We start from the raw sequence: 18,461 nt of genomic DNA, 5'->3' as shown, positions 1-18,461 counted from the left end.
TTGCCGGGTGACGGCCCGGTTACATGTCAAAAGCTGTCTTGCGTTTGTGAAACAAGCGTTGCTTTGCAGACTGCGTGATCGGGCATTTTCTCCTTGAAATCAAATGGCCGGCGTCCGGGAGAACGGACGCCGGCCTTTCCGGTCCGGTAAGGGGCGTCAACGGGACCGGAAAATTGCTGGCGGCGCTAAACGAACAGGAAGTCGCTTACGTCCAGGCTCGCGAGGCTGACATTTTCCAGGAGTATCTGGTCGTCGTTGAATTGAATGCTCACATCCGAGCCGACTGCGGAGAAGTCCAGAAGTCCGAAACTGAGTGCAGGCCCCAAATCGTCATCGACAAAACAGATGAGATCGCTGCCGTCTTCAAAGTCCGTGATTGTGTCAATGTTCGCTGATGGACTTGCCGCGTCATGGAAGACGAACCTGTCGTTGCCTGCGCCCCCTGTCAGAATATTTTGAAGATCATTGGCGACGATCAGGTCGTTGCCCGACCCTGAGATGGCGTTTTCGATTCGGGTCCCCTGGGCGATGATCAGATTGCCATCGACACCGCGGACGCTCGATATGGCCTGTTCCCGCAGATCAATGGTCTGGTCCTGACCTGTGTCTGCGAAATTGAGGGTGTCGATGCCACCGTCATCCACGATCGTATAGGTCGTCGGCGTGCTGTTGCCGATGATGTGGTTCATGATTGACCCAGCAGTGCCGTTGTCACCGTAAACGGTGTCAGAGGTCCGCGTGTCACCGGAGCTGCCATAGAGTGCGCGAATTGCCATGACATCGGCGACCTGCGGCGTGGCGACATAGGCAAAATCGGCGTCGATCGCGGTGTTTTCCGTTTGGCTGAAATAGGACATGACCGTCGCCTGCCAGCTGTCATTGGCATAGTCATTGTCGATGCCGTAGTCGGCGGAGCCGTTGTAATTGCCGGCGTGTCCCAGTCCGAGCGCGTGGCCGATTTCGTGAATGTATGTCTGAAACGAGTAGTTGCTCAGATTGTAACCGTCTCCGGAAATCCAGGATGTCGAGACATTCACAAAGGACTGGTCGATGCTTCCGTCCGAATTGAGGTTTGAATAGGCGTAGGCGCCGCTGTCCCAGTCATCGAACATGATGTCTGCCTGGCCGCGGGTGGTGACGAATTGAATGCCGGTCACGTCCGACCACAGTTCCAGGGCGTAGTGGGCGTAGAACTGACCCTTTTGCGTCAGTCCCGCATAATTGACGGTGATGGTCCCGCCAACCGGGATGTCGAAGTGTCGAGTGGGCTCTCCTTCCCTGATCCAGAAATTGTCGGTCAGCTGATGGGCGATCTGTTCGTTCGTGAAGCTGGGTTTTGTTGCCGCCGCGGAGACAGGCTTTGCGGATTTCTGGTCCGTCATGAGTGTGGTCCCTTTTCTGAAAGTGTTGCCCTTGCCCTTTTTCCCGGTCCGTCCGGGTGGGGCGTTGCGAGCCTGGAGATGACCGTGCTGCAATTCGGGGTTGCCGAACCGAGCGTTCATCAACAAAAATCAACCTAAAATTGTATAATGAGAAAAAGCAATATAAAATTGTATAACAGATTGCCCACACCTCGGTCTGGGCCGAGGCTGCAGGTAGAGCTGGGCATTTTTTTAAAGGGGGGAGGCGTCGCCTCACAGTTCAGGGATGCAGGCTGAGACCAGGCCGCTCGCAGCCAGGATTTGTGGCCGGTTGCACGTGGCACATCAGTTATGCAATCCGCGGAAGCTCTCAATCCCGGACAGATTTGGAGCGAGGTTTTCAGGAGAAGTTTTCGCCCCTTTTGACGGAACTTTTGTCACGCCGGGACGAATTCTACCGAATTGGTGGGCGGGAGCTGTATCAGGGCTTGCCGTAGACGTCGGCCGGGTCGTAGACCTTTTCCGCTTCGACGCGCTCCAGACGCACTGCGCCGTCTTCCGGCTTTACGACCTTTCTGAAAAAACAGGATCGGTAGCCGACGTGGCACGTGGCGCCATTGCCCGCCACGGACACCTTGAGCACAAGGGCGTCCTGATCGCAGTCAGTCAGAATTTCATGAACCTGCTGGATCTGGCCGGAGGTTTCGCCCTTCTTCCAGTACCCCTTGCGCGAGCGGCTCCAGTACCAGGCCTCGCCGGTTTCGATCGTGCGCTTGAGGGCTTCGGCATTCATGTAGCCGACCATCAGCACTTCTGCAGAGGACACTTCCGTGACAACGGCGACGATCAGACCGTCGCCGTCAAATTTCGGCATCAGCAGTTCGCCGTCTTCGACAGTCTTCTTGTCGCCGCGTTCGGAGAGTTCAATTTGGGACATTTTCAGGAGCCCTTGCCAGAATGAAGTCAGGCAAGGGAAGAAGGTTAGAGACCCTTGCCACGCACCAGGGACATAAACTTGGCCTGCTCGGCCGGGTCGTCCTGGAACACGCCGGTAAATTGAGTGGTGATCGTGGAGACCCCCGGTTTCTGGACGCCGCGCATGGTCATGCACTGATGTTCCGCTTCGAGCATCACGGCAAGGCCGCGCGGTGCCAGAGCATCGTCAATGACCGATGCGATCTGCGCCGTCAAGTTTTCCTGCGTCTGCAGGCGCTTGGCGTAAATGTCGACGACGCGGGCGAGCTTGGAGAGGCCAACCACACCTTCCGCCGGATAATAGGCGATGTGGGCCTCGCCGATAAAAGGCAGCATGTGGTGTTCGCAATGGGAATGGAACGGAATGCCGCGCACCAGCACGATGTCCTGGTAGCCTCCGACATCTTCGAAGGTGCGCGCCAGATGTTCGGCCGGATCTTCGAAATAGCCGCTATAGAGCTGGCTGATGGCCTTGACCACGCGCTTGGGCGTGTCGAGCAGGCCCTCGCGGTCCGGATCGTCGCCGGTCCAGGCAAGAATCGTACGCACCGCCGCTTCCGCTTCTTCACGGCTCGGCCGATGCAACTGGTCCGGTGTCTTTCTTTCGAAGGATTTTTCAACCGGCTTCAGGACTGCGTCCATTGGGATCCTCGCAACTTTACCCTTGTCACTCGTCATACGGCGCTCGCCTGTGCACAGATCAGGATACCCGGGCATTTGGGCCGCGGACGTGTATCATACTCCACACAAAATGCGAACGCACAGTTTCTGAGAGGGAGAAGCCGGTTTCAAGCGCCATTGCGGCACCCGATATGACCAACTGCGACCACTCTGCCCCTTGCGAAATTGCCGTGGCGTCTGATCTATATATAGAAAAGCTATGCGCCATCAATGTGTCGCGCATCACAGGCATTCACGAAGAGGCGAGTTATGCTCGACGACATCTATAACGCCAAGATCCTGGAATTTGCGGGAAATATCCCGCGGATCGGCCGGCTTGATCATCCCGACGCTACTGCAAAGGCCCATTCGAAACTTTGTGGATCAACGGTCATCGTGGATCTTTCCATGAAGGACGGTGTGGTGTCCGACTTCGCTCATGACGTCAAAGCGTGCGCCCTCGGGCAGGCGTCGTCGTCGATCATGGCGCAAAATATCGTTGGTGCCAGCGCGGCCGAACTGCGTGAGGTCCAAAAAAGCATGCGCGCCATGTTGAAAGAGGGCGGTGAAACTCCCCAGGGCCGGTTTGCGGATCTGAAGTTTCTGGAACCCGTGCGCGAATACAAGGCGCGGCATGCGTCGACCCTGCTGACCTTTGATGCGGTCGTCGATGCGCTCGACCAGATCGAGGCGCGCGCCACGGAAGACAGCGCGGTCGCCTGACCGGTGCGACGAGATGCTGCTGCGTCATGTGCTCCCCGAATACCAGACCGCACCCCGGCGGTAGATCTCTTTCGGTACCTGGCCGGCTGGCCATTGGCCTGATCTGGCTCTATCGCCATTCCCTGTCGCTGGTTATGGGGCGAGGGTGCCGGTATGCGCCGACCTGTTCCGACTATACCGAGCAGGCCATCCGCAGGTTCGGCTTCTGGGCGGGCGGCTGGATTGGCCTGTCCCGGATCCTCAGATGCAACCCGTTGGGGGCCTCTGGCTTTGACCCGGTTCCGGAGAAACTGCCGGACAAAGCCCGCTGGTTTCTGCCCTGGCGCTATGGTCGCTGGACAGGAGCGCACATTCCAGAAGAGCACCGGTTGGATTAGGCGGCCGGACAGATCTTGTTGAGATCGCAGGGTGGTGCGGGGTTCGCCTTGACGAGCCTGTTTGTCGCCTTCTATCGGTGCGGGATGGCCTACGATTACGAACTGCTTTATCGAGAAACACCCCACGCCCTTGGAGAGCCCACGCAGGCATTTGTGGACTTCTTCAATCGACTGGATGCGTCGGGACTTTCTGTTCTGGATGTCGGGTGCGGGCAAGGACGAGACGCGCTTTTCATCGCCCGTCTCGGACACTCGGTGACAGGGGTCGATCTGTCTTCAAGCGGTATCGAGCAACTAGGTGCCGACGCCGTGCGGGAAAATCTGCCGATCAGAGGTGTTGTCGCTGATCTGGAGCACTATGCACCGGAAGAAGACTTCGACATCGTGCTGATCGACAGGACGCTGCATATGCTGGATGAGCCTGTTCGACTTGACCTTCTTAAACGCCTTCTTCCTGCGGTGAAGGCTGGTGGCTGGTTGCTGATTGCCGATGAAAAATCGAACATTGCCGGCTTTCAGAACGTTCTTGATGACCATTCGGCGAACTGGGTGCCTGTCCTCGCGAAACGTGGATATCTGTTTGTGAAGCGCGATTGAATTTCTGAGGACCAGGCCGCGCATCAGCCCCGGTCTTCAATTTCCAGTCAGGACGCGCAGGCTTCCGATTTACGGCTGCGGATCAGCTGCCAGCCAAAGGTCATTCCCATGGCGGCCACAAGGATTGCGGCCGCGCCGCCCAGTTGCGGCAATTGGAGCTTGTAGCCAAAGACGGCGTAGTCGACCAGGAAGGCGACGACCGGGTTGATGAACGAAAACGCGCCTTGCAGGTAGGTTGGCAGTTTCTGAACCGCACTGTACATGACGATATACATGATCCCGGTATGGACCGCGCCGAGCGTGATCAGCGAACTCCAGGCGATTGTGCCTTCCGGCAGCGCGTTCCAGCTGACAAACGGTGCCAGCATCAGGATGCCGACACAGACCTGGACCAGGGCGATCAGCTGCGGTGGTGTGCCGGAGAGCTTCTTGGTGAGCAGGGCCGCGACCGCCCAGAAGAAGGCCGCACCAATCGCGAGCAGAATTCCAAGCGCGAGATTGGAACTTGCGTAACTGGCTGCTTCGGGCTTGGACAGGACGATGACAACCACACCAGCAAAGGCAATGGCCAGCCAGCCAAGCTTGTTGGCGGTGATCCTTTCGCCCAGAAAGAGGGCACCGAACCCGACGAGAATGAAGGGCTGAATGTTGTAGACCGCTGTCGCGACGCTGATGGAGATCTGGCCAATCGCGCTGAAGATCATGGCCCAGTTGACGACAATGGCAACACCGCCTATCGCGGCGACGAGAAGCTGTTTCCAGGTGATCTGCTTCCGGAACAGTCCCATCGCAGCGCAGATGATCAGGAGCGTCAGCGCCCCGAAGGCGCAGCGCCAGAAAACGACATCGATCGCAGGCTGGCCCGAAAGCACCGCGAAGAGGCCGATGGTACCGAGGATTGCCATTGCCGTCGTCATTTCGGCGGCGCCGCGAAGAGTTCTGTCCATGTGAGCCTCCGTTTGCTTTAAGTTGAGGCAAGTCTGACAAAGTCGCGGGCAGGGCTCTACACTCAGAATTAGGTTGTTTTTGGCTTTTGGTTTATTTTGGAAGGTGTCGAGACGGCAGAGTTGAAAATATGAAACTGGATGCAACGGATCAGAAAATTATCGAAGCCCTGATCAGGGACGCACGGATGTCGCTGAAGGAGCTGGCGACCCAAGCCGGACTTTCCTCCCCGGGAGTGTCCGAGCGCATCCGGCGGCTGCAGGAAAGGGGCGTCATCCGCGGCTTCACGGCGGATATCGATCCCAAGGCGCTTGGATACAGCCTGCAGGCGATCGTGCGCATCCGGCCGCTGCCGGGCAAACTCCACATCGTCCGGCAATTGATCCAGGACATCCCGGAGTTTTGTGAGTGCGACAAGGTCACCGGCGAAGACTGTTTCATCGCCCGCCTGGCAGTGCCGTCGATTGAACTGCTGGACGGTATCCTGGACAAGATCTCCGACAAGGCGGAGACCAGCACCGCTATCGTGAAATCGCAGCCAATCCAGAGACGGCCGCCGCCTCTGGTGGTAACGGAAGACGATTGAAACCTCGCGCCGGGGCTTTCGGCGCAGACGCATAATCAACACACTTGCGCTGAAAACGAGCGGAAAGCCCGGGTAAAGCTTGCCGGATCAGTCTGAATCCCGTATGCCACCCAGCGTTCCCGAACCTTTGAAAAGCTTACCTGCCTTGTCTGCAGGAGTGAGCAGGAGACATGACTATGATTCAGCTGACTTTCCCCGATAATTCCGTGCGCGAGTACGAGCAGGGCACCACCGGTCTTGCCGTTGCCGAGGGCATTTCCAAATCGCTGGCCAAGAAGGCCGTTGCGATGACCCTTGACGGAGAACTGAAGGATCTCAGCGATCCGATCACCGCAAACCACAAGCTCGAGATCGTTACCCGCGACGATCCGCGTGCCCTGGAACTGATCCGCCACGATGCGGCCCATGTGATGGCCGAAGCCGTGCAGGAACTGTGGCCGGGCACCCAGGTGACCATCGGTCCGGTGATCGAAAACGGCTTTTATTACGATTTCAAGCGGGTTCATCCGGACAGCGGTGACGACTGGCCGTTCCATCCGGACGACCTGCCGGTGATCGAGAAGAAGATGCGCGAGATCATTGCGCGTGCCGCCCAGTTCACCAAGGAAGTCTGGACCCGCGAGGAAGCCAAGACCTATTTTGCCGCCAAGGGCGAGCACTACAAGGTCGAGCTGGTTGATGCGATTCCGGAAGACCAGGACATCAAGATCTACAAGCAGGGCCAGTGGCTGGATCTCTGCCGCGGACCGCATATGGTCTCCACCAAGCAGATCGGCGACGCCTTCAAGCTTATGAAGGTGGCCGGTGCCTATTGGCGTGGCGATTCCAACAACGAAATGCTGTCCCGTATCTATGCGACCGCCTGGCACAATGAGAAGGAGCTGAAGGGCTACCTTCACATGCTGGAGGAAGCTGAAAAGCGCGACCACCGCAAACTCGGCCGGGAGATGGACCTGTTCCATTTCCAGGAAGAGGGGCCCGGCGTCGTCTTCTGGCACCCCAAGGGCTGGGATATGTTCCAGAGCCTGATCGCCTACAAGCGACGGGTGTTGAAGGAGGACTACAAGGAAGTCAACGCGCCGCAAGTCCTGCATACCTCGCTTTGGGAGACCTCCGGGCACTGGGGCTGGTACAAGGAGAACATGTTCTCCGTGCAGTGTGCCGATCCGGAAAGTGAAGACGACCGGGTTTACGCCCTGAAGCCGATGAACTGTCCGGGCCACGTGCAGATCTTCAAGCATGGCCTGAAGAGTTACCGCGACCTGCCGCTGCGCATGGCGGAGTTCGGCGTGGTGCATCGCTATGAGCCGTCGGGCGCCCTGCACGGGTTGATGCGTGTGCGCGGCTTCACCCAGGACGATGCCCATGTCTTCTGCACCGAAGAGCAGATGGCCGACGAGTGCATGAAGATCAATGAACTGATCCTCTCGGTCTACAAGGATTTCGGCTTTGACGAGATCGTCGTCAAACTGTCGACCCGGCCGGAAAAGCGGGTCGGTTCCGACGAAGCCTGGGATCATGCCGAAGAGGTGATGGCCGACGTTCTCAAGAAGATCGAGGCGGAATCCGAAGGCCGTGTGAAAACCGATATCCTGCCGGGCGAGGGGGCCTTCTATGGTCCGAAGTTCGAATATACCCTGCGTGATGCCATTGGCCGTGAATGGCAATGTGGCACCACACAGGTGGACTTCAACCTGCCGGAGCGGTTTGGCGCTTTCTACGTCGACAACAACGGCGAGAAGAAGACGCCGGTGATGATCCACCGGGCCATTTGCGGCTCGATGGAACGGTTCCTCGGTATCCTGATCGAGAACTATGCCGGTCACTTCCCGCTGTGGTTCGCGCCGTTGCAGATCGTCGTGGCGACGATCACCTCTGAAGCCGATGCCTACGGGCAGGAAGTCGCCGACATGTTGAAGGCCCAGGGCCTCAAGGTGGAAACCGACTTCCGAAACGAGAAGATCAACTACAAGGTCCGCGAGCATTCGCTGGCCAAAGTCCCGGTGATCATCGTTTGCGGCATGCGGGAAGCTGAAGAGCGAACCGTCAACGTTCGCCGGCTCGGCTCCAAGGACCAGAAATCCTTTGGGCTGGACGAAGCCGTGGCAGCTTTTGTCGAGGAAGCGACCCCGCCGGACTTGAAATAACCTGGTTACCTCCGATTTAGGAGAAAACTGACAGGTTGCGCATTGCCCTTCCCTTGGGGCATACCCCCTTGGTGATGGGCAATGCGTTGTCACATTCGTGAAACAGAAGTTCTGGTAATGGGTTCCAAATTTGCCAGAAACTTCTCAGGGTCAGACGATCGCCGTGGATTACGCTGAATTCAGTTACGCCAATCCGGACCATCCACCGCTGAAGCGGTGGACCATTCGTGCCATTGAAGGCATGTCGGGCCGCCGCAAGCTGGTCGACATCTACGAGGTCTGGAAAGAGACGATGGTCGGCACGTCCGATTATATCTGGAGCGACCTGCTCGGCCTGATCAATCTGAATGTCGCCGTGGAAGACGGTGAGTGGCCGCCGAAAAACCTGCCGCAAGGTCCGCTGGTGCTGATTGCCAATCACCCCTACGGCATTGGCGACGGTCTTGCAGTCCTGGCCCTGGCTGAAAAACTCGGCCGCCCGTTCAAGATCCTCATCAACAACGAACTGTTGAAGGTTCCCGAAGTCCGTCCGTTCTCGCTGCCGGTTGATTTTGAGGAAACCAAGGAAGCGCTCAAGACCAACATGGCAACCCGCAAGGAGGCCCTGCGCCTGCTTGAGGAAGGAACGACCATCATCGTGTTTCCCGGTGGCGGGGTCGCAACGGCTGCCAAGCCTTTCGGGCGCGCGGAAGAGTTGCCCTGGAAGACCTTCACCGCCAAGATGATCCGCTCTTCCAAGGCAACCGTTCTGCCGCTCTATTTTGACGGCCAGAACTCCTGGCTGTTCCATCTGGTCAGCAAGTATTCACTGACCTTGCGCCTGTCGTTGCTGGTTCGGGAGTTCCGGCGCATTCTTGGTTCCGTCATCACCGCCCGTGCCGGAAATCCGATCCCGTTCGAAACCCTGTCGGGCTTTCGGGACCAGAAGGAAATCATGGACTTCCTGCAGACCAAGGTGATGGAAATGGCACCTGCAAATGCCAAGAAACGGCTGCTGAGCCGTCGCGGCTGAACAGACCATTTTGACGATGCTTGCGGACGACGCGAAGCGGAAGTTGCTGCGTTGGCGAGGGTGACACCTGATTGCCGGTCGCTAGCCGAGATCCAATTGTCTCTTTTCCAGTTTCACTGCCGGGCTTGATCCGGCAAACCAGACTGCGGCCTCAGCCGTTTGCTGAAACCTTGCCTTGGGCAGTCGCAATGCGTCGGGTCCCATGGTCAAGCCATGAGACGACGGGATGAAATGAATTGATGGTAGGCGCGGGTCTTTAAATCTGCGAAATCAGTTGTTTGCGGTCGTTTGTTGACCTGACAGTTCACTGATTGAGGTGACCACTTCGACTTCCCGGTCGTTGCCCGGATCAACCTGGAACGTGTGCAGGTAGGTCTTGCCGTTGTTTCGCGCGAGCGCCTCATATTCACCCTCGGCAAGGACGAAATCCGGAAAGGCACCGGTTGCCTCGACCACGACATCACCACCCGGGCTCAGGACGGACCATGTGGTATTGGCGATGGCTTCGCCGCCGCGTTCATTGACCAGCTTGAGCGTGATATCGGCAGCCTTGTGGAAAATCGTGGCTTCGGTCAGTTTGCCCGGCAGGACCTGAATATCGGCGCGGACCACGGCGTTGACGGCGCCATAGCGGCTGACAACGTGATAGGTATCGGCGCTAAGGCGGACTATGGATCCGGGCTTCACGTTCCTGGCGATCACGTTGCGTTCGCCGCGCTGGTTGAATTCCATGCCGAAAATGTCGAAGGAAACAGGTTTGCTGTCGAGCGGGTCGCCATCCTTGAGCGCCGCGCCGAACTTGATGCCGCCGGCATTGAGCGTGACCATCTTCGACTGGACTTCCTTGCCGATGACGATGCGGTTGGTGGCCTGCGCAAAGCCGTAAGCGGTATGGATCAGATAGGCACCCGGGTCGAGCCGGAACTCGGCATCCCCGCCTCGGGAGGTGGCGACCAGCTGCAACCGGCCATCGGCATTGGTGGTTTCGGAATAGATCCGCCAGATCAGGTCGTCATTGAGGGGAGGGCTGTCCGCCGTCAACTTGGCCATGAGATAGAGCGCGCCCTGGTGCAGACCGCCCTTGACCCCTGTCGCCTTGAATGAGGTCGGTGCATAGGGGGACTCCACCACGATGTCGGAAAAAAGCGGTTCCGGCTCACGGTCGAGCAGGTTGACGATTGGCGAGTCGGAAATGGTGGGCGGCGCTTTCGGGTCCGGTTTTACAGCCGGAACCGGCGGCAACTCGGCATCTTGTGCAAAGGGTGAGCTTGCAAAGCCCATCAGGAGCATGGCGCAGATCAGCGCGCCAATGGCGCCATTCTTGGCGGTGCGTGTCCATTGGGACAGGGCTGATACGGTTGCGGTCTTCAACATGCCCACTTCATTATCATTATGGCTCGAGAAATATAACCAGTGATTTGAGTCGCAAACCCCAAAGGCGCTCCAAGCCTGCCTAAAGGCCCTGAAATTCGGGCAAATTCAAGACCCAGTCATCAAAGTTGACAATTACGGTCAATGAATTACGTGGATCATAACACAACAGGCGGGACAGGACATTCATGTCGGATTTCAAGACCGGTTCACCGGACACCCTGGCGTTCTTGCGGAAGCGCCGCTCTCACCCTGCCATTACCATGTCGGAACCAGGCCCGGAGGAAGATCAGGTCAGGGATCTTCTGACGATCGCCGCGCGCGTGCCCGATCATGGCAAACTGGCACCCTGGCGTTTTATCCTTTTCAGGCCTGACGACGGCCGGAAGATAGGGGCCTGGCTGGCACAGAGATATGGTGCGCTCAACGGGCCGCTGGATGACGATCAGAAAAACAAGGAACTGACCCGGTTCACACGTGCGCCCCTGATTATCGGTGTGGTCAGCAAGGCGGCTGAGCACCCCAAAATTCCGGTCTGGGAACAGCAGCTCTCCGCAGGCGCGGTCTGCATGAACCTTGTGACCGCCGCTGCTGCTGCGGGCTACGCGTCACAATGGCTGACCGAATGGTACACTTTCGATGAACAGGCCGCTGCCTATCTGGGAGCGCGCCCGGGTGAACGATTTGCCGGCTTCATTCAAATCGGGACTGCCACGCAGCCACCGGTCGAAAGGCCGCGTCCCGACCTAGACGACCTGATTTCCAACTGGACCGAGACTGACTGACACATGTTCTACGAAACCGAGAAAAACGACCACGGCCTGCCGCACAATCCGTTCAAGGCCATTGTCGCGCCGCGACCCATCGGCTGGATCTCTTCGCTGGATCAGGAAGGCAAACCCAATCTCGCCCCCTACAGTTTCTTCAATGCCGTTTGCGACACACCACCGATCGTGATGTTTTCCTCCTCCGGCTACAAGGACAGTGTCGGCAATGTGGATGCAACGGGTGAATTTGTCTGCAACATGGTCAGCCTTGATCTGAAGGACCAGATGAACCAGAGCTCGGCCGCTGTTCCGCATGGCACCTCCGAATTCGACCTGTCCGGACTGGATATGGCGCCGTCCCGGCTGGTAAAGGCGCCGCGGGTCGCACATGCGGTCACCGCGCTGGAATGCAGACACCTGCAGACGCTTCGTATGACGGGCCTGGATGGCACAGAAACGGACAGTTATGTGGTGTTCGGGCAGGTTGTCGGCATTCACATCGATGACAGCGTCCTCGTTGACGGTCTTGTCGATGTGACGCGCTACAAGCCTTTGTCGCGGCTCGGCTACATGGATTATGCCGCTGTCGGTGAAGTTTTCCAGATGGGGCGGCCCAAGGTCTAGTCGGCCTGCACGCGGTGTCTGACCGCCAACATCCCAGGGCGCCGGCCGAGTCGGCGCCTTTTTTCATGAAACGGTTGCCGACTCGCTTTCAGCCGGTTAAGAAGCCGTTGCTTTGCAGATTTTTCTTGGCGCGTTTTTCCCAAGAAAAGGTCCGGATTTCTCTTGATGTCCACACTGCCGGATCCATCCATTAGTAGATCTGCCCAGGCTGAAACAAAAAAGAACTCAGCTTGAGACCTCTATAAGCGCCTCCTGTGTGTTGTTAAGGTTTTGTTAACCATTTGGGCGTGAAAGTTAACGAAGTAATAACTTAGTTCCGTCGAGGAGAAAGCGCCATGCGGGTTGCTGATACTGCCTCGGTCGCGTCTCGGATCGAGCTTGCGTTTCAGTCTGCGAGTACTTCAACGGGTACGTCTTTTGACTACCTGGTGAAGACGGCCGCACGGGAGTCATCATTCAACCCGTCTGCCAAAGCAAAGACGTCCAGTGCAACAGGGCTGTTCCAGTTCATTGAATCCACCTGGCTGGAAACAATGAAGGAAGCCGGGCCGAAACACGGGCTGGACAAATACTCCGACCACATCAAGCGGGCCAAGAGCGGCAAATATTATGTGAGCGACCCACAAATGCGGCGCGAGATACTGGACCTGCGCAAGGATCCGGAAATCTCGTCGACCATGGCAGGGGCGCTGACACAGAAAAATGCCCAGTATCTGGAGCGCAAGATCGGCCGGGAGCCGACCGACGGTGAACTCTACATGGCGCATTTCCTGGGGGCCCATGGTGCCAGCAGGCTGATCGACGCCACCAACGCCAATCCGGACATGCGCGCGGACAAGATGTTTTCCGCGCAGGCTCGTGCCAACAAGCCCATCTTCTATGAGCGCAATGGCAAGGCTCGGTCGATGCAGGAAGTCTACGAAGTTATCGTGTCCAAACATGACGCGGTGACCATGATTGCCCAGGCCAGCGGCAAGAAAGACCTGCGCACGTCCGGAGAATTGCTTCAGGTCGCGACACTGCCGAATGCCAAGCCCGTGCGTGGCGCTCCGGTCGCCCCGCAAAACTTCGATCATCTTGCCGGTGACCCTGCCGCGGCCTTTGCGATGCGGTCCAAGCCGCAGCCGCCTGTGCAGGTCGCAGCTGCCGAGCCTGCGGTCCCGCAATTGCCGGAAGACACTCCTCTGGAACTGGCTGTGGCCAAGGTCCCGATACCCGACGCGCGCCCGGGCAAACCTGTCGAAACGACACCTGGCGCGACCTTCCTTGAGGAAACCGTTGTGGCAGCGGCCACTCGGCCAACACCTCAGAACCCTCGGGAAGCGTCCATTGAGGGTACGGATTTCGACGCCACCACACGTGTTCTGTCTGCCTTCCAGGCAACGGAAACCGCCAACCCGTTTGAAGCCCTTTTCCGCAATGACCAGGGGTCTTCCCAGGCCGATGTCAATCCGCGATTTGCATCAGCCTTTGCGGCGGTCGAGGAAGCAGCTCTCTACAGTGCGCTTTCCGGGGCTTCCAGTCAGGTGCAGGCCCAGGAACTGGCACTGGCCAATCAGGGCGGCCCTCTGGATCTGACCCGATTCTTGCGGCTGAAGGCCGAAGAGGAACAACGGGAATTGCTGCCGCCAGCATAAGCCGGCAGCGCTTTCTGAACCTTGGCAAAATTATGGTGAACCGATCGTTAAGCCTTTGATGTCAGGATTAACCTGCACATATGGGAAGATCGTTTTACCGCCATGACCCAACACGACATTCTGCACGCCAGCGACGATGATGAGCGCACCTTGGACATACAGGCCGCACAGGAGTTTGCGGAACGGTATTTGGCCGCCGACCCGGGCAGCCAGGAACGGACCAGCATGGCCGCAGCCCTGACGATTCTTCTCGACGATCCGAGTCGCCCTGTGCGCAAGGCGATTGCAAATGTGCTCGCTTCGAGCCCGCATTCTCCCGGCCATGTCATCAGGTGTCTTGCCCATGACGTCGACGAGGTTGCCTTGCCGATCCTGACCCGGTCACCGATCTTGACGGAAGCCGAACTGGTCGACCTGTTGGCTGAGGGCAGTGATGATGCTCAGTGCGCTATCGCCGCACGGGACAGTCTGCCGGCCTCCATTTGTGCGGCAATCTGTGAAGTCGGTTGTGAGGCTGCCTGTCGGGTGCTGCTGGAAAATCGATCTGCGAAAGTGTTGCAGTCCTCGCTTCTGCGCCTGGCTCAGCGGTTCGAGGACCGTCCGGACCTTTGCGACCAGCTGCTGAAAACCCGCGACCTGCCCCTTGCCATGCGCTTTCAGCTGCTGATGCGGCTGGCGCAAAACCTGGATGACCACCCAATCGTGCTGGAGCGGGTGCCGGAACACCAGCGAGCAACCTTTCTGAGCGACGCGGAGGACAAGGTTGTTCTGCGTCTGGCGCTGGAAGCCGGCGCCGAGGATCTGCCGGATTTTGTCGAGCATCTGCGCGAGAGCGGCAAACTGACCACAAGGCTGTTGCTGCGCGCCGTCTGCTGCGGCCGCCTGCGGTTCTTTGCAGCCTCGCTGGCCAATCTTGGTGGTGTGCCGCTGCCCCGTCTGTGCAAGCTGCTGGTGAGCGTGCGCCGGTCGGCGCTTCAGGCCATCCTCAGAAAAGCCGGCCTGCCGCTACGCGCCCACCAGGCCTTTCTGCTGGCCATCGACATCGCCCGTCAGGCCGACGCGGATTTCACCTATGACCTGCCGCTGGATGAAGCGCGCATGCTCACCGAAACGCTGCTGGCCGAGATGCAGGATGGCGCGCTGGGAGCGGATGAAGACGTCGTTGCCTTCCTGCGCCGCTTCGCCATTGACGTCGCCCGCCTGGAGGCGCGGCTGCTGCTGAAGAACAGCGGATTGCAGGTGACGGCTGCTGCGTGAGGCAACAGCGGTCGCTCTACAGGCATTGAGCTGCCATGCGGCTTAAGAATGCCGGAGAGAACGGCTCAGATCCATTTGCAGGTCAGGTTCCAGCTTGACTTCGAACCCCAGCAAGTCAGTTTCCTGCCGCAGGGATGAGACAGGGTCGGTCGTCCCAGTGTCGGCACCCTGCCGATGATCTTGTTGCCATAGGCCGTCGGATTGGACGGACAATTGCCTGCGGATTGTGTGGCCTTTTGCGTGTTTGTGCCGCTGCCCGGTGGAGTCTCTCGCTTGATTGCTACGCATTTGCCGTTCTTCAGTTCCTGATTGCGGCTACAGGTCAACGGACAGATACGTCCGGTCGACTGTTTGAGACCGTCAAGGATGGCGGGGCTGGGATCCAGAGAGGCCAGCTCGATCTTCGTCTCTTTGGCGTAGATTTTCAGCGCGTTTCTGCTCCGCTTACCCCAAACGCCATCCACACCGCCAACCGAGCAGCCAAGCCGATTGAGTTCAGATTGCATGGCTCTTGCGAGTTCCTTTTCGGTCAGCGCCGGTTGCGTTTCGTCAACCGCAGCCACTGCCGGCGCCAGTGAATCTGCGCTTGTGGGGTCGGGCGTCAGACTGGCAAGCTGCTGTTCTGTGCCTGTCTCGGCGGCTGGCGCAGCCGTGCCGGAGGGTGTATTGAGCGCAATCGAGGTCTCCGGCTGACCCTTCTTCTTGTCCTCTGAGATCGTTTGCTTCAATGCGTCGAGTTTCAATCGGGCCAGATCCGTGTAGATCCCGCCCGGATATCGGGTGAGGTAGCTTTCGAGCATCTCCGGACGCTGTGTTGTCTGGATCGATTGCCAATAGGCGATTTCCGCGGCCGTGTCCTGGCGCTGGCGGTTTATCCGGTTTCTTTCCCCTGCCGTCTTGATTTCCTGAATGCGCAATTTGGCAAGGTCTGCGAATTGACCGTCCGGATAACGCTTCAGATAGGTTTCAAAATAATCCGCCGTTTGACCGTTCTTGATAGTGTCCCAGTAGGTCAGCTCGATCTGGGGATTGATCTTGGGCGTCTCCGGCTCTGGGCTCTTTTCTCTCAAGATGACCTCGCCGGTAAGCGAGGAGTTTTCCCATGGAACCTGTTCGCCCTTGGTTGCCGTCAAAACGTCCCGGCGAACCAGCACGAGGTCTCGGGTGATGTCCTGCCCGGGAGTGCCGAGATGTTTGACCAGCGCGGAAGTGAACGGGCTGTTCTCTCCGTCACCGTCCAGCGCGACATTTCCGGGTTGGGTGGCAAAGGAAATGAGGGAGCCGACACCTGATCCAATCTTGGCAAGGCCACGCCCAACAGCTGCAGACCGTGTGCCCATCGACCGTGCAAGGTTTCTGGTGAAAGGGTTGTTGCGGCAGGCATCCAGGAAGACCAGATTGATATCCGTCGCATCTTCCATTGCATTCAGGATCAGGTTGGCTGGAAAAGTCTCGAAATCGAGATCGAGATGCGACCCGAGCTCGGCATCGACGGGCACAAGATAGTTTTCGCCATGCACCTGCAGACCGTGTCCAGCATAGAAGAAAAGCGCGAGATCGGCCTGGTCGAGCTTGCCGACAAACTGCCGGAACGTCCGGCGCATGGCGCGCAGGTCCAGATCCACGCCGGAGACAACTTCAAATCCCAGCGCTTCGAGCTTTTCGGCCATCGCGTTGGCGTCGTTATAGGGGTTTTTCAGCTCAGCCACGTGTTGATAGGCGGAATTGCCAATCACGAGAGCCACTCTTTTTTCCGCCTTTGCGGAGACGGTTGAAATCAGAAACAAAAAACAAATGAAGAGAAAGTGTTTCATAGTCATTCTCCAGATTCGATGAATGCTATGATTGCGCTTTGCTTGTGTCAAACGCCCGGCCCATGACCCGCGTAGGCGCAAGGGGACTGATCGTTGACAGGCTTTTCATCCTTGCGGAAAGACAAGCCGGTGGGAAATTCCTTCCGGCGCGCGCAGCTAGGCGTCCGCATCCTTCTTCGGAAACTGCGCCAGGTAGTCGTCCGTCACGCTGAGCAGCGTTTCAAGAAGTTCCACCCCGGTCTTGTTGGCATCGTCCTTGGCGCCTTCCATGACCATGGCGCGGATGGCTTCCACATAGCGGCCGGCGAGTTCGAGCGGCAGCTTGTCAGGGGAGGGGATGTTCTCGATCAGATGGCAGAAACCGGCGGCAACCTGGCCGACCAGCGGAAAACCGAGGGTCAGGGCCTGGCCCTTGATGTTGTGGGCGGCCTGGAACAGCGTGGCGAGGCCGTCTTCGGTGAGGCCGTCGATCTTGATGCTCTCCCAGGCGCTCAGGAGGTCCCTGGTCTCGTTGTCCATCCAGTTGCCGAAATGGGAGGAAATCCGCTGCAGGGCGGCTTCTGCGGCCTTGACCGGGTCGAATTTCTTGGCCTCACGGGGTGTGAGCTCACGAACCTTCGATCTGAGATCGGTCGGAGGGGTCAAGATTTCGTACTCCTGATCCTTGGCTGTGTCGGCCATAACGCGGAATGCCCTCTTTGTTCGGCTGAAAAGCCTTTGGCGGCAGTATGGTCAATCATGCTTAACAGGGAGTTTCCGCAACCGGACCCGAACCCTAATAGCGGAACATTTCCGTCAGGATGCGCTCGTCCCAGCCATGGTCGGAATCGAACATGATCAACCCTTCCGTGTCTGTGGCTTCCCGCACCGAGACACAGGTGACCCGACGGATTTCGGTGTGATCGGCCGAGGCGCTGACCGGGCGTTTGCCGGCGTCGAGAATGTCGATGTCCACCTGCGCCCAGTTCGGTAGAAGGGCGCCCCGCCATCGGCGCGGCCGGAAAGCGCTGATCGGGGTGAGGGCCAGAAGCTGGGCCGTGATCGGCAGGATCGGGCCGTGTGCGGAGAGGTTATAGGCCGTGCTGCCGGCAGGTGTCGCCACGATGATGCCGTCGCAGACGAGTTCCTCCAGCCGGTTGCGGCCATCCACCGAGATCTGCAGGCGAGCGGCCTGCGAGGTCTGGCGCAGCAGCGAGACTTCGTTGATGGCAAGCGCCTTGTGCACCGTGCCGTCCTCATCGGTCGCGGTCATTTCCAGCGGCCGGATTGTCGTGACATCCGCCTTCGACAGACGGTCCCTCAGATCCTCGTCGCGATATTCGTTCATCAGGAAGCCGACCGAACCGCGATTCATGCCGTAGATCGGCGTGCCGCTGCCCATGTGGGCATGTAGCGTCTGCAGCATCAGGCCGTCACCACCAAGCGCCACGATCACATCGGCATCGGTCACCGGCACGCTGCCATAGCGATGCGCCAGCTCCCGGCGCGCCTTCATGGCTTCTTCCGTGTCGCTTGAAACAAAGGCCAGCTTCTCCGTCGAAACCGGCTGCGCGTTTTCAGGACTGGGCGGTGGTGGGGACTGGTTCATGGCCTGCGACGTATTTTGCC

At 58.5% G+C, this 18,461-nt stretch carries 18 protein-coding genes; 10 read left to right on the top strand and 8 right to left on the bottom strand.

The genetic code is table 11. The features are described 5' to 3' along the window. Window positions 1-185 precede the first annotated feature (185 nt). The 3 genes from ACO6TG_RS02915 to folE form a co-directional block, all read right to left on the bottom strand. Window positions 186-1,382: a M10 family metallopeptidase gene (locus ACO6TG_RS02915; RefSeq protein ID WP_422376781.1), complete on the bottom strand. Its 1,197-nt coding sequence runs from the start codon at window positions 1,380-1,382 to the stop codon at window positions 186-188. Between the two features lie 460 nt (window positions 1,383-1,842). After that, the gene (gene hisI, locus ACO6TG_RS02910) at window positions 1,843-2,298 is read right to left on the bottom strand and encodes a phosphoribosyl-AMP cyclohydrolase (RefSeq protein WP_422376780.1); all 456 of its coding nucleotides are present in this window, start codon (window positions 2,296-2,298) and stop codon (window positions 1,843-1,845) included. 44 nt (window positions 2,299-2,342) lie between these two features. After that, window positions 2,343-2,978: a GTP cyclohydrolase I FolE gene (gene folE / locus ACO6TG_RS02905; protein WP_094071152.1), complete on the bottom strand. Its 636-nt coding sequence runs from the start codon at window positions 2,976-2,978 to the stop codon at window positions 2,343-2,345. Window positions 2,979-3,266: 288 nt separating this feature from the next. On the opposite strand from folE, the gene ACO6TG_RS02900 reads away from it, so the two are divergent. Genes ACO6TG_RS02900 through ACO6TG_RS02890 form a run of 3 tightly spaced genes read left to right on the top strand, consistent with a single transcriptional unit; the run spans window position 3,267 to window position 4,693 of the window. Next, on the top strand, window positions 3,267-3,719 hold the full coding sequence (locus ACO6TG_RS02900) for an iron-sulfur cluster assembly scaffold protein (RefSeq protein WP_422376779.1): 453 nt from the start codon (window positions 3,267-3,269) through the stop codon (window positions 3,717-3,719). A gap of 26 nt (window positions 3,720-3,745) precedes the next feature. After that, complete coding sequence (gene yidD / locus ACO6TG_RS02895; RefSeq protein ID WP_422376778.1) at window positions 3,746-4,096, top strand: membrane protein insertion efficiency factor YidD; 351 nt, start codon at window positions 3,746-3,748, stop codon at window positions 4,094-4,096. A gap of 15 nt (window positions 4,097-4,111) precedes the next feature. Next, window positions 4,112-4,693 carry a class I SAM-dependent methyltransferase gene (locus tag ACO6TG_RS02890; RefSeq protein ID WP_422376777.1) on the top strand — a complete coding sequence of 194 codons (582 nt, stop codon included), beginning with the start codon at window positions 4,112-4,114 and terminating at the stop codon, window positions 4,691-4,693. A 47-nt stretch (window positions 4,694-4,740) separates the two neighbouring features. On the opposite strand, the gene ACO6TG_RS02885 is transcribed toward ACO6TG_RS02890, so the two are convergent. Further along, window positions 4,741-5,640 (bottom strand): DMT family transporter, encoded by a 900-nt coding sequence (locus tag ACO6TG_RS02885; RefSeq protein ID WP_422376776.1) that lies wholly within the window; start codon window positions 5,638-5,640, stop codon window positions 4,741-4,743. A 128-nt stretch (window positions 5,641-5,768) separates the two neighbouring features. Between ACO6TG_RS02885 and ACO6TG_RS02880 the strand changes: the two genes are divergently transcribed. The 3 genes from ACO6TG_RS02880 to ACO6TG_RS02870 all read left to right on the top strand — a co-directional run bounded on the left by ACO6TG_RS02880 (window position 5,769) and on the right by ACO6TG_RS02870 (window position 9,383). Then, on the top strand, window positions 5,769-6,224 hold the full coding sequence (locus ACO6TG_RS02880; RefSeq protein WP_422376775.1) for an Lrp/AsnC family transcriptional regulator: 456 nt from the start codon (window positions 5,769-5,771) through the stop codon (window positions 6,222-6,224). Between the two features lie 176 nt (window positions 6,225-6,400). Then, window positions 6,401-8,371 carry a threonine--tRNA ligase gene (thrS, locus tag ACO6TG_RS02875; protein WP_422376774.1) on the top strand — a complete coding sequence of 657 codons (1,971 nt, stop codon included), beginning with the start codon at window positions 6,401-6,403 and terminating at the stop codon, window positions 8,369-8,371. Between the two features lie 163 nt (window positions 8,372-8,534). Further along, complete coding sequence (locus tag ACO6TG_RS02870; protein WP_422376773.1) at window positions 8,535-9,383, top strand: lysophospholipid acyltransferase family protein; 849 nt, start codon at window positions 8,535-8,537, stop codon at window positions 9,381-9,383. Between the two features lie 270 nt (window positions 9,384-9,653). Here ACO6TG_RS02870 and ACO6TG_RS02865 read toward each other — a convergent pair whose 3' ends face one another. Beyond that, on the bottom strand, window positions 9,654-10,757 hold the full coding sequence (locus ACO6TG_RS02865) for a hypothetical protein (RefSeq protein WP_422376772.1): 1,104 nt from the start codon (window positions 10,755-10,757) through the stop codon (window positions 9,654-9,656). 185 nt (window positions 10,758-10,942) lie between these two features. Between ACO6TG_RS02865 and ACO6TG_RS02860 the strand changes: the two genes are divergently transcribed. From ACO6TG_RS02860 to ACO6TG_RS02845, 4 genes are all read left to right on the top strand, one after another. Beyond that, window positions 10,943-11,539 carry a nitroreductase family protein gene (locus ACO6TG_RS02860; RefSeq protein WP_422376771.1) on the top strand — a complete coding sequence of 199 codons (597 nt, stop codon included), beginning with the start codon at window positions 10,943-10,945 and terminating at the stop codon, window positions 11,537-11,539. A gap of 3 nt (window positions 11,540-11,542) precedes the next feature. Continuing rightward, window positions 11,543-12,145: a flavin reductase family protein gene (locus tag ACO6TG_RS02855; RefSeq protein WP_422376770.1), complete on the top strand. Its 603-nt coding sequence runs from the start codon at window positions 11,543-11,545 to the stop codon at window positions 12,143-12,145. 335 nt (window positions 12,146-12,480) lie between these two features. Continuing rightward, the gene (locus ACO6TG_RS02850; protein WP_422376769.1) at window positions 12,481-13,782 is read left to right on the top strand and encodes a transglycosylase SLT domain-containing protein; all 1,302 of its coding nucleotides are present in this window, start codon (window positions 12,481-12,483) and stop codon (window positions 13,780-13,782) included. 102 nt (window positions 13,783-13,884) lie between these two features. After that, the gene (locus ACO6TG_RS02845) at window positions 13,885-15,039 is read left to right on the top strand and encodes a DUF2336 domain-containing protein (protein WP_422376768.1); all 1,155 of its coding nucleotides are present in this window, start codon (window positions 13,885-13,887) and stop codon (window positions 15,037-15,039) included. 65 nt (window positions 15,040-15,104) lie between these two features. Here the strand turns inward: ACO6TG_RS02845 and ACO6TG_RS02840 are convergent, their stop codons facing one another. From ACO6TG_RS02840 to ACO6TG_RS02830, 3 genes are all read right to left on the bottom strand, one after another. Further along, complete coding sequence (locus tag ACO6TG_RS02840) at window positions 15,105-16,784, bottom strand: caspase family protein (protein WP_422376767.1); 1,680 nt, start codon at window positions 16,782-16,784, stop codon at window positions 15,105-15,107. 225 nt (window positions 16,785-17,009) lie between these two features. Then, window positions 17,010-17,498: an Hpt domain-containing protein gene (locus ACO6TG_RS02835; RefSeq protein ID WP_422376766.1), complete on the bottom strand. Its 489-nt coding sequence runs from the start codon at window positions 17,496-17,498 to the stop codon at window positions 17,010-17,012. 130 nt (window positions 17,499-17,628) lie between these two features. Then, window positions 17,629-18,441 carry an NAD kinase gene (locus tag ACO6TG_RS02830; protein ID WP_422376765.1) on the bottom strand — a complete coding sequence of 271 codons (813 nt, stop codon included), beginning with the start codon at window positions 18,439-18,441 and terminating at the stop codon, window positions 17,629-17,631. Window positions 18,442-18,461: the final 20 nt, after the last annotated feature.

Source organism: Roseibium sp., from assembly GCF_965233565.1.
Lineage (GTDB): Bacteria > Pseudomonadota > Alphaproteobacteria > Rhizobiales > Stappiaceae > Roseibium.
Note: the sequence above shows the minus strand (reverse complement) of the source record. Positions and strands in the feature narration are given on the sequence as shown.

Excerpts from the sequence above, each read along its gene's own strand:
- ACO6TG_RS02915 (WP_422376781.1), bottom strand. The coding sequence starts at position 1,382 with ATGACGGACCAGAAATCCGCAAAGCCTGTCTCCGCGGCGGCAACAAAA.
- hisI (WP_422376780.1), bottom strand. The coding sequence starts at position 2,298 with ATGTCCCAAATTGAACTCTCCGAACGCGGCGACAAGAAGACTGTCGAA.
- folE (WP_094071152.1), bottom strand. The coding sequence starts at position 2,978 with ATGGACGCAGTCCTGAAGCCGGTTGAAAAATCCTTCGAAAGAAAGACA.
- ACO6TG_RS02900 (WP_422376779.1), top strand. The coding sequence starts at position 3,267 with ATGCTCGACGACATCTATAACGCCAAGATCCTGGAATTTGCGGGAAAT.
- yidD (WP_422376778.1), top strand. The coding sequence starts at position 3,746 with ATGTGCTCCCCGAATACCAGACCGCACCCCGGCGGTAGATCTCTTTCG.
- ACO6TG_RS02885 (WP_422376776.1), bottom strand. The coding sequence starts at position 5,640 with ATGGACAGAACTCTTCGCGGCGCCGCCGAAATGACGACGGCAATGGCA.
- ACO6TG_RS02880 (WP_422376775.1), top strand. The coding sequence starts at position 5,769 with ATGAAACTGGATGCAACGGATCAGAAAATTATCGAAGCCCTGATCAGG.
- thrS (WP_422376774.1), top strand. The coding sequence starts at position 6,401 with ATGATTCAGCTGACTTTCCCCGATAATTCCGTGCGCGAGTACGAGCAG.
- ACO6TG_RS02865 (WP_422376772.1), bottom strand. The coding sequence starts at position 10,757 with ATGTTGAAGACCGCAACCGTATCAGCCCTGTCCCAATGGACACGCACC.
- ACO6TG_RS02860 (WP_422376771.1), top strand. The coding sequence starts at position 10,943 with ATGTCGGATTTCAAGACCGGTTCACCGGACACCCTGGCGTTCTTGCGG.
- ACO6TG_RS02855 (WP_422376770.1), top strand. The coding sequence starts at position 11,543 with ATGTTCTACGAAACCGAGAAAAACGACCACGGCCTGCCGCACAATCCG.
- ACO6TG_RS02850 (WP_422376769.1), top strand. The coding sequence starts at position 12,481 with ATGCGGGTTGCTGATACTGCCTCGGTCGCGTCTCGGATCGAGCTTGCG.
- ACO6TG_RS02845 (WP_422376768.1), top strand. The coding sequence starts at position 13,885 with ATGACCCAACACGACATTCTGCACGCCAGCGACGATGATGAGCGCACC.
- ACO6TG_RS02830 (WP_422376765.1), bottom strand. The coding sequence starts at position 18,441 with ATGAACCAGTCCCCACCACCGCCCAGTCCTGAAAACGCGCAGCCGGTT.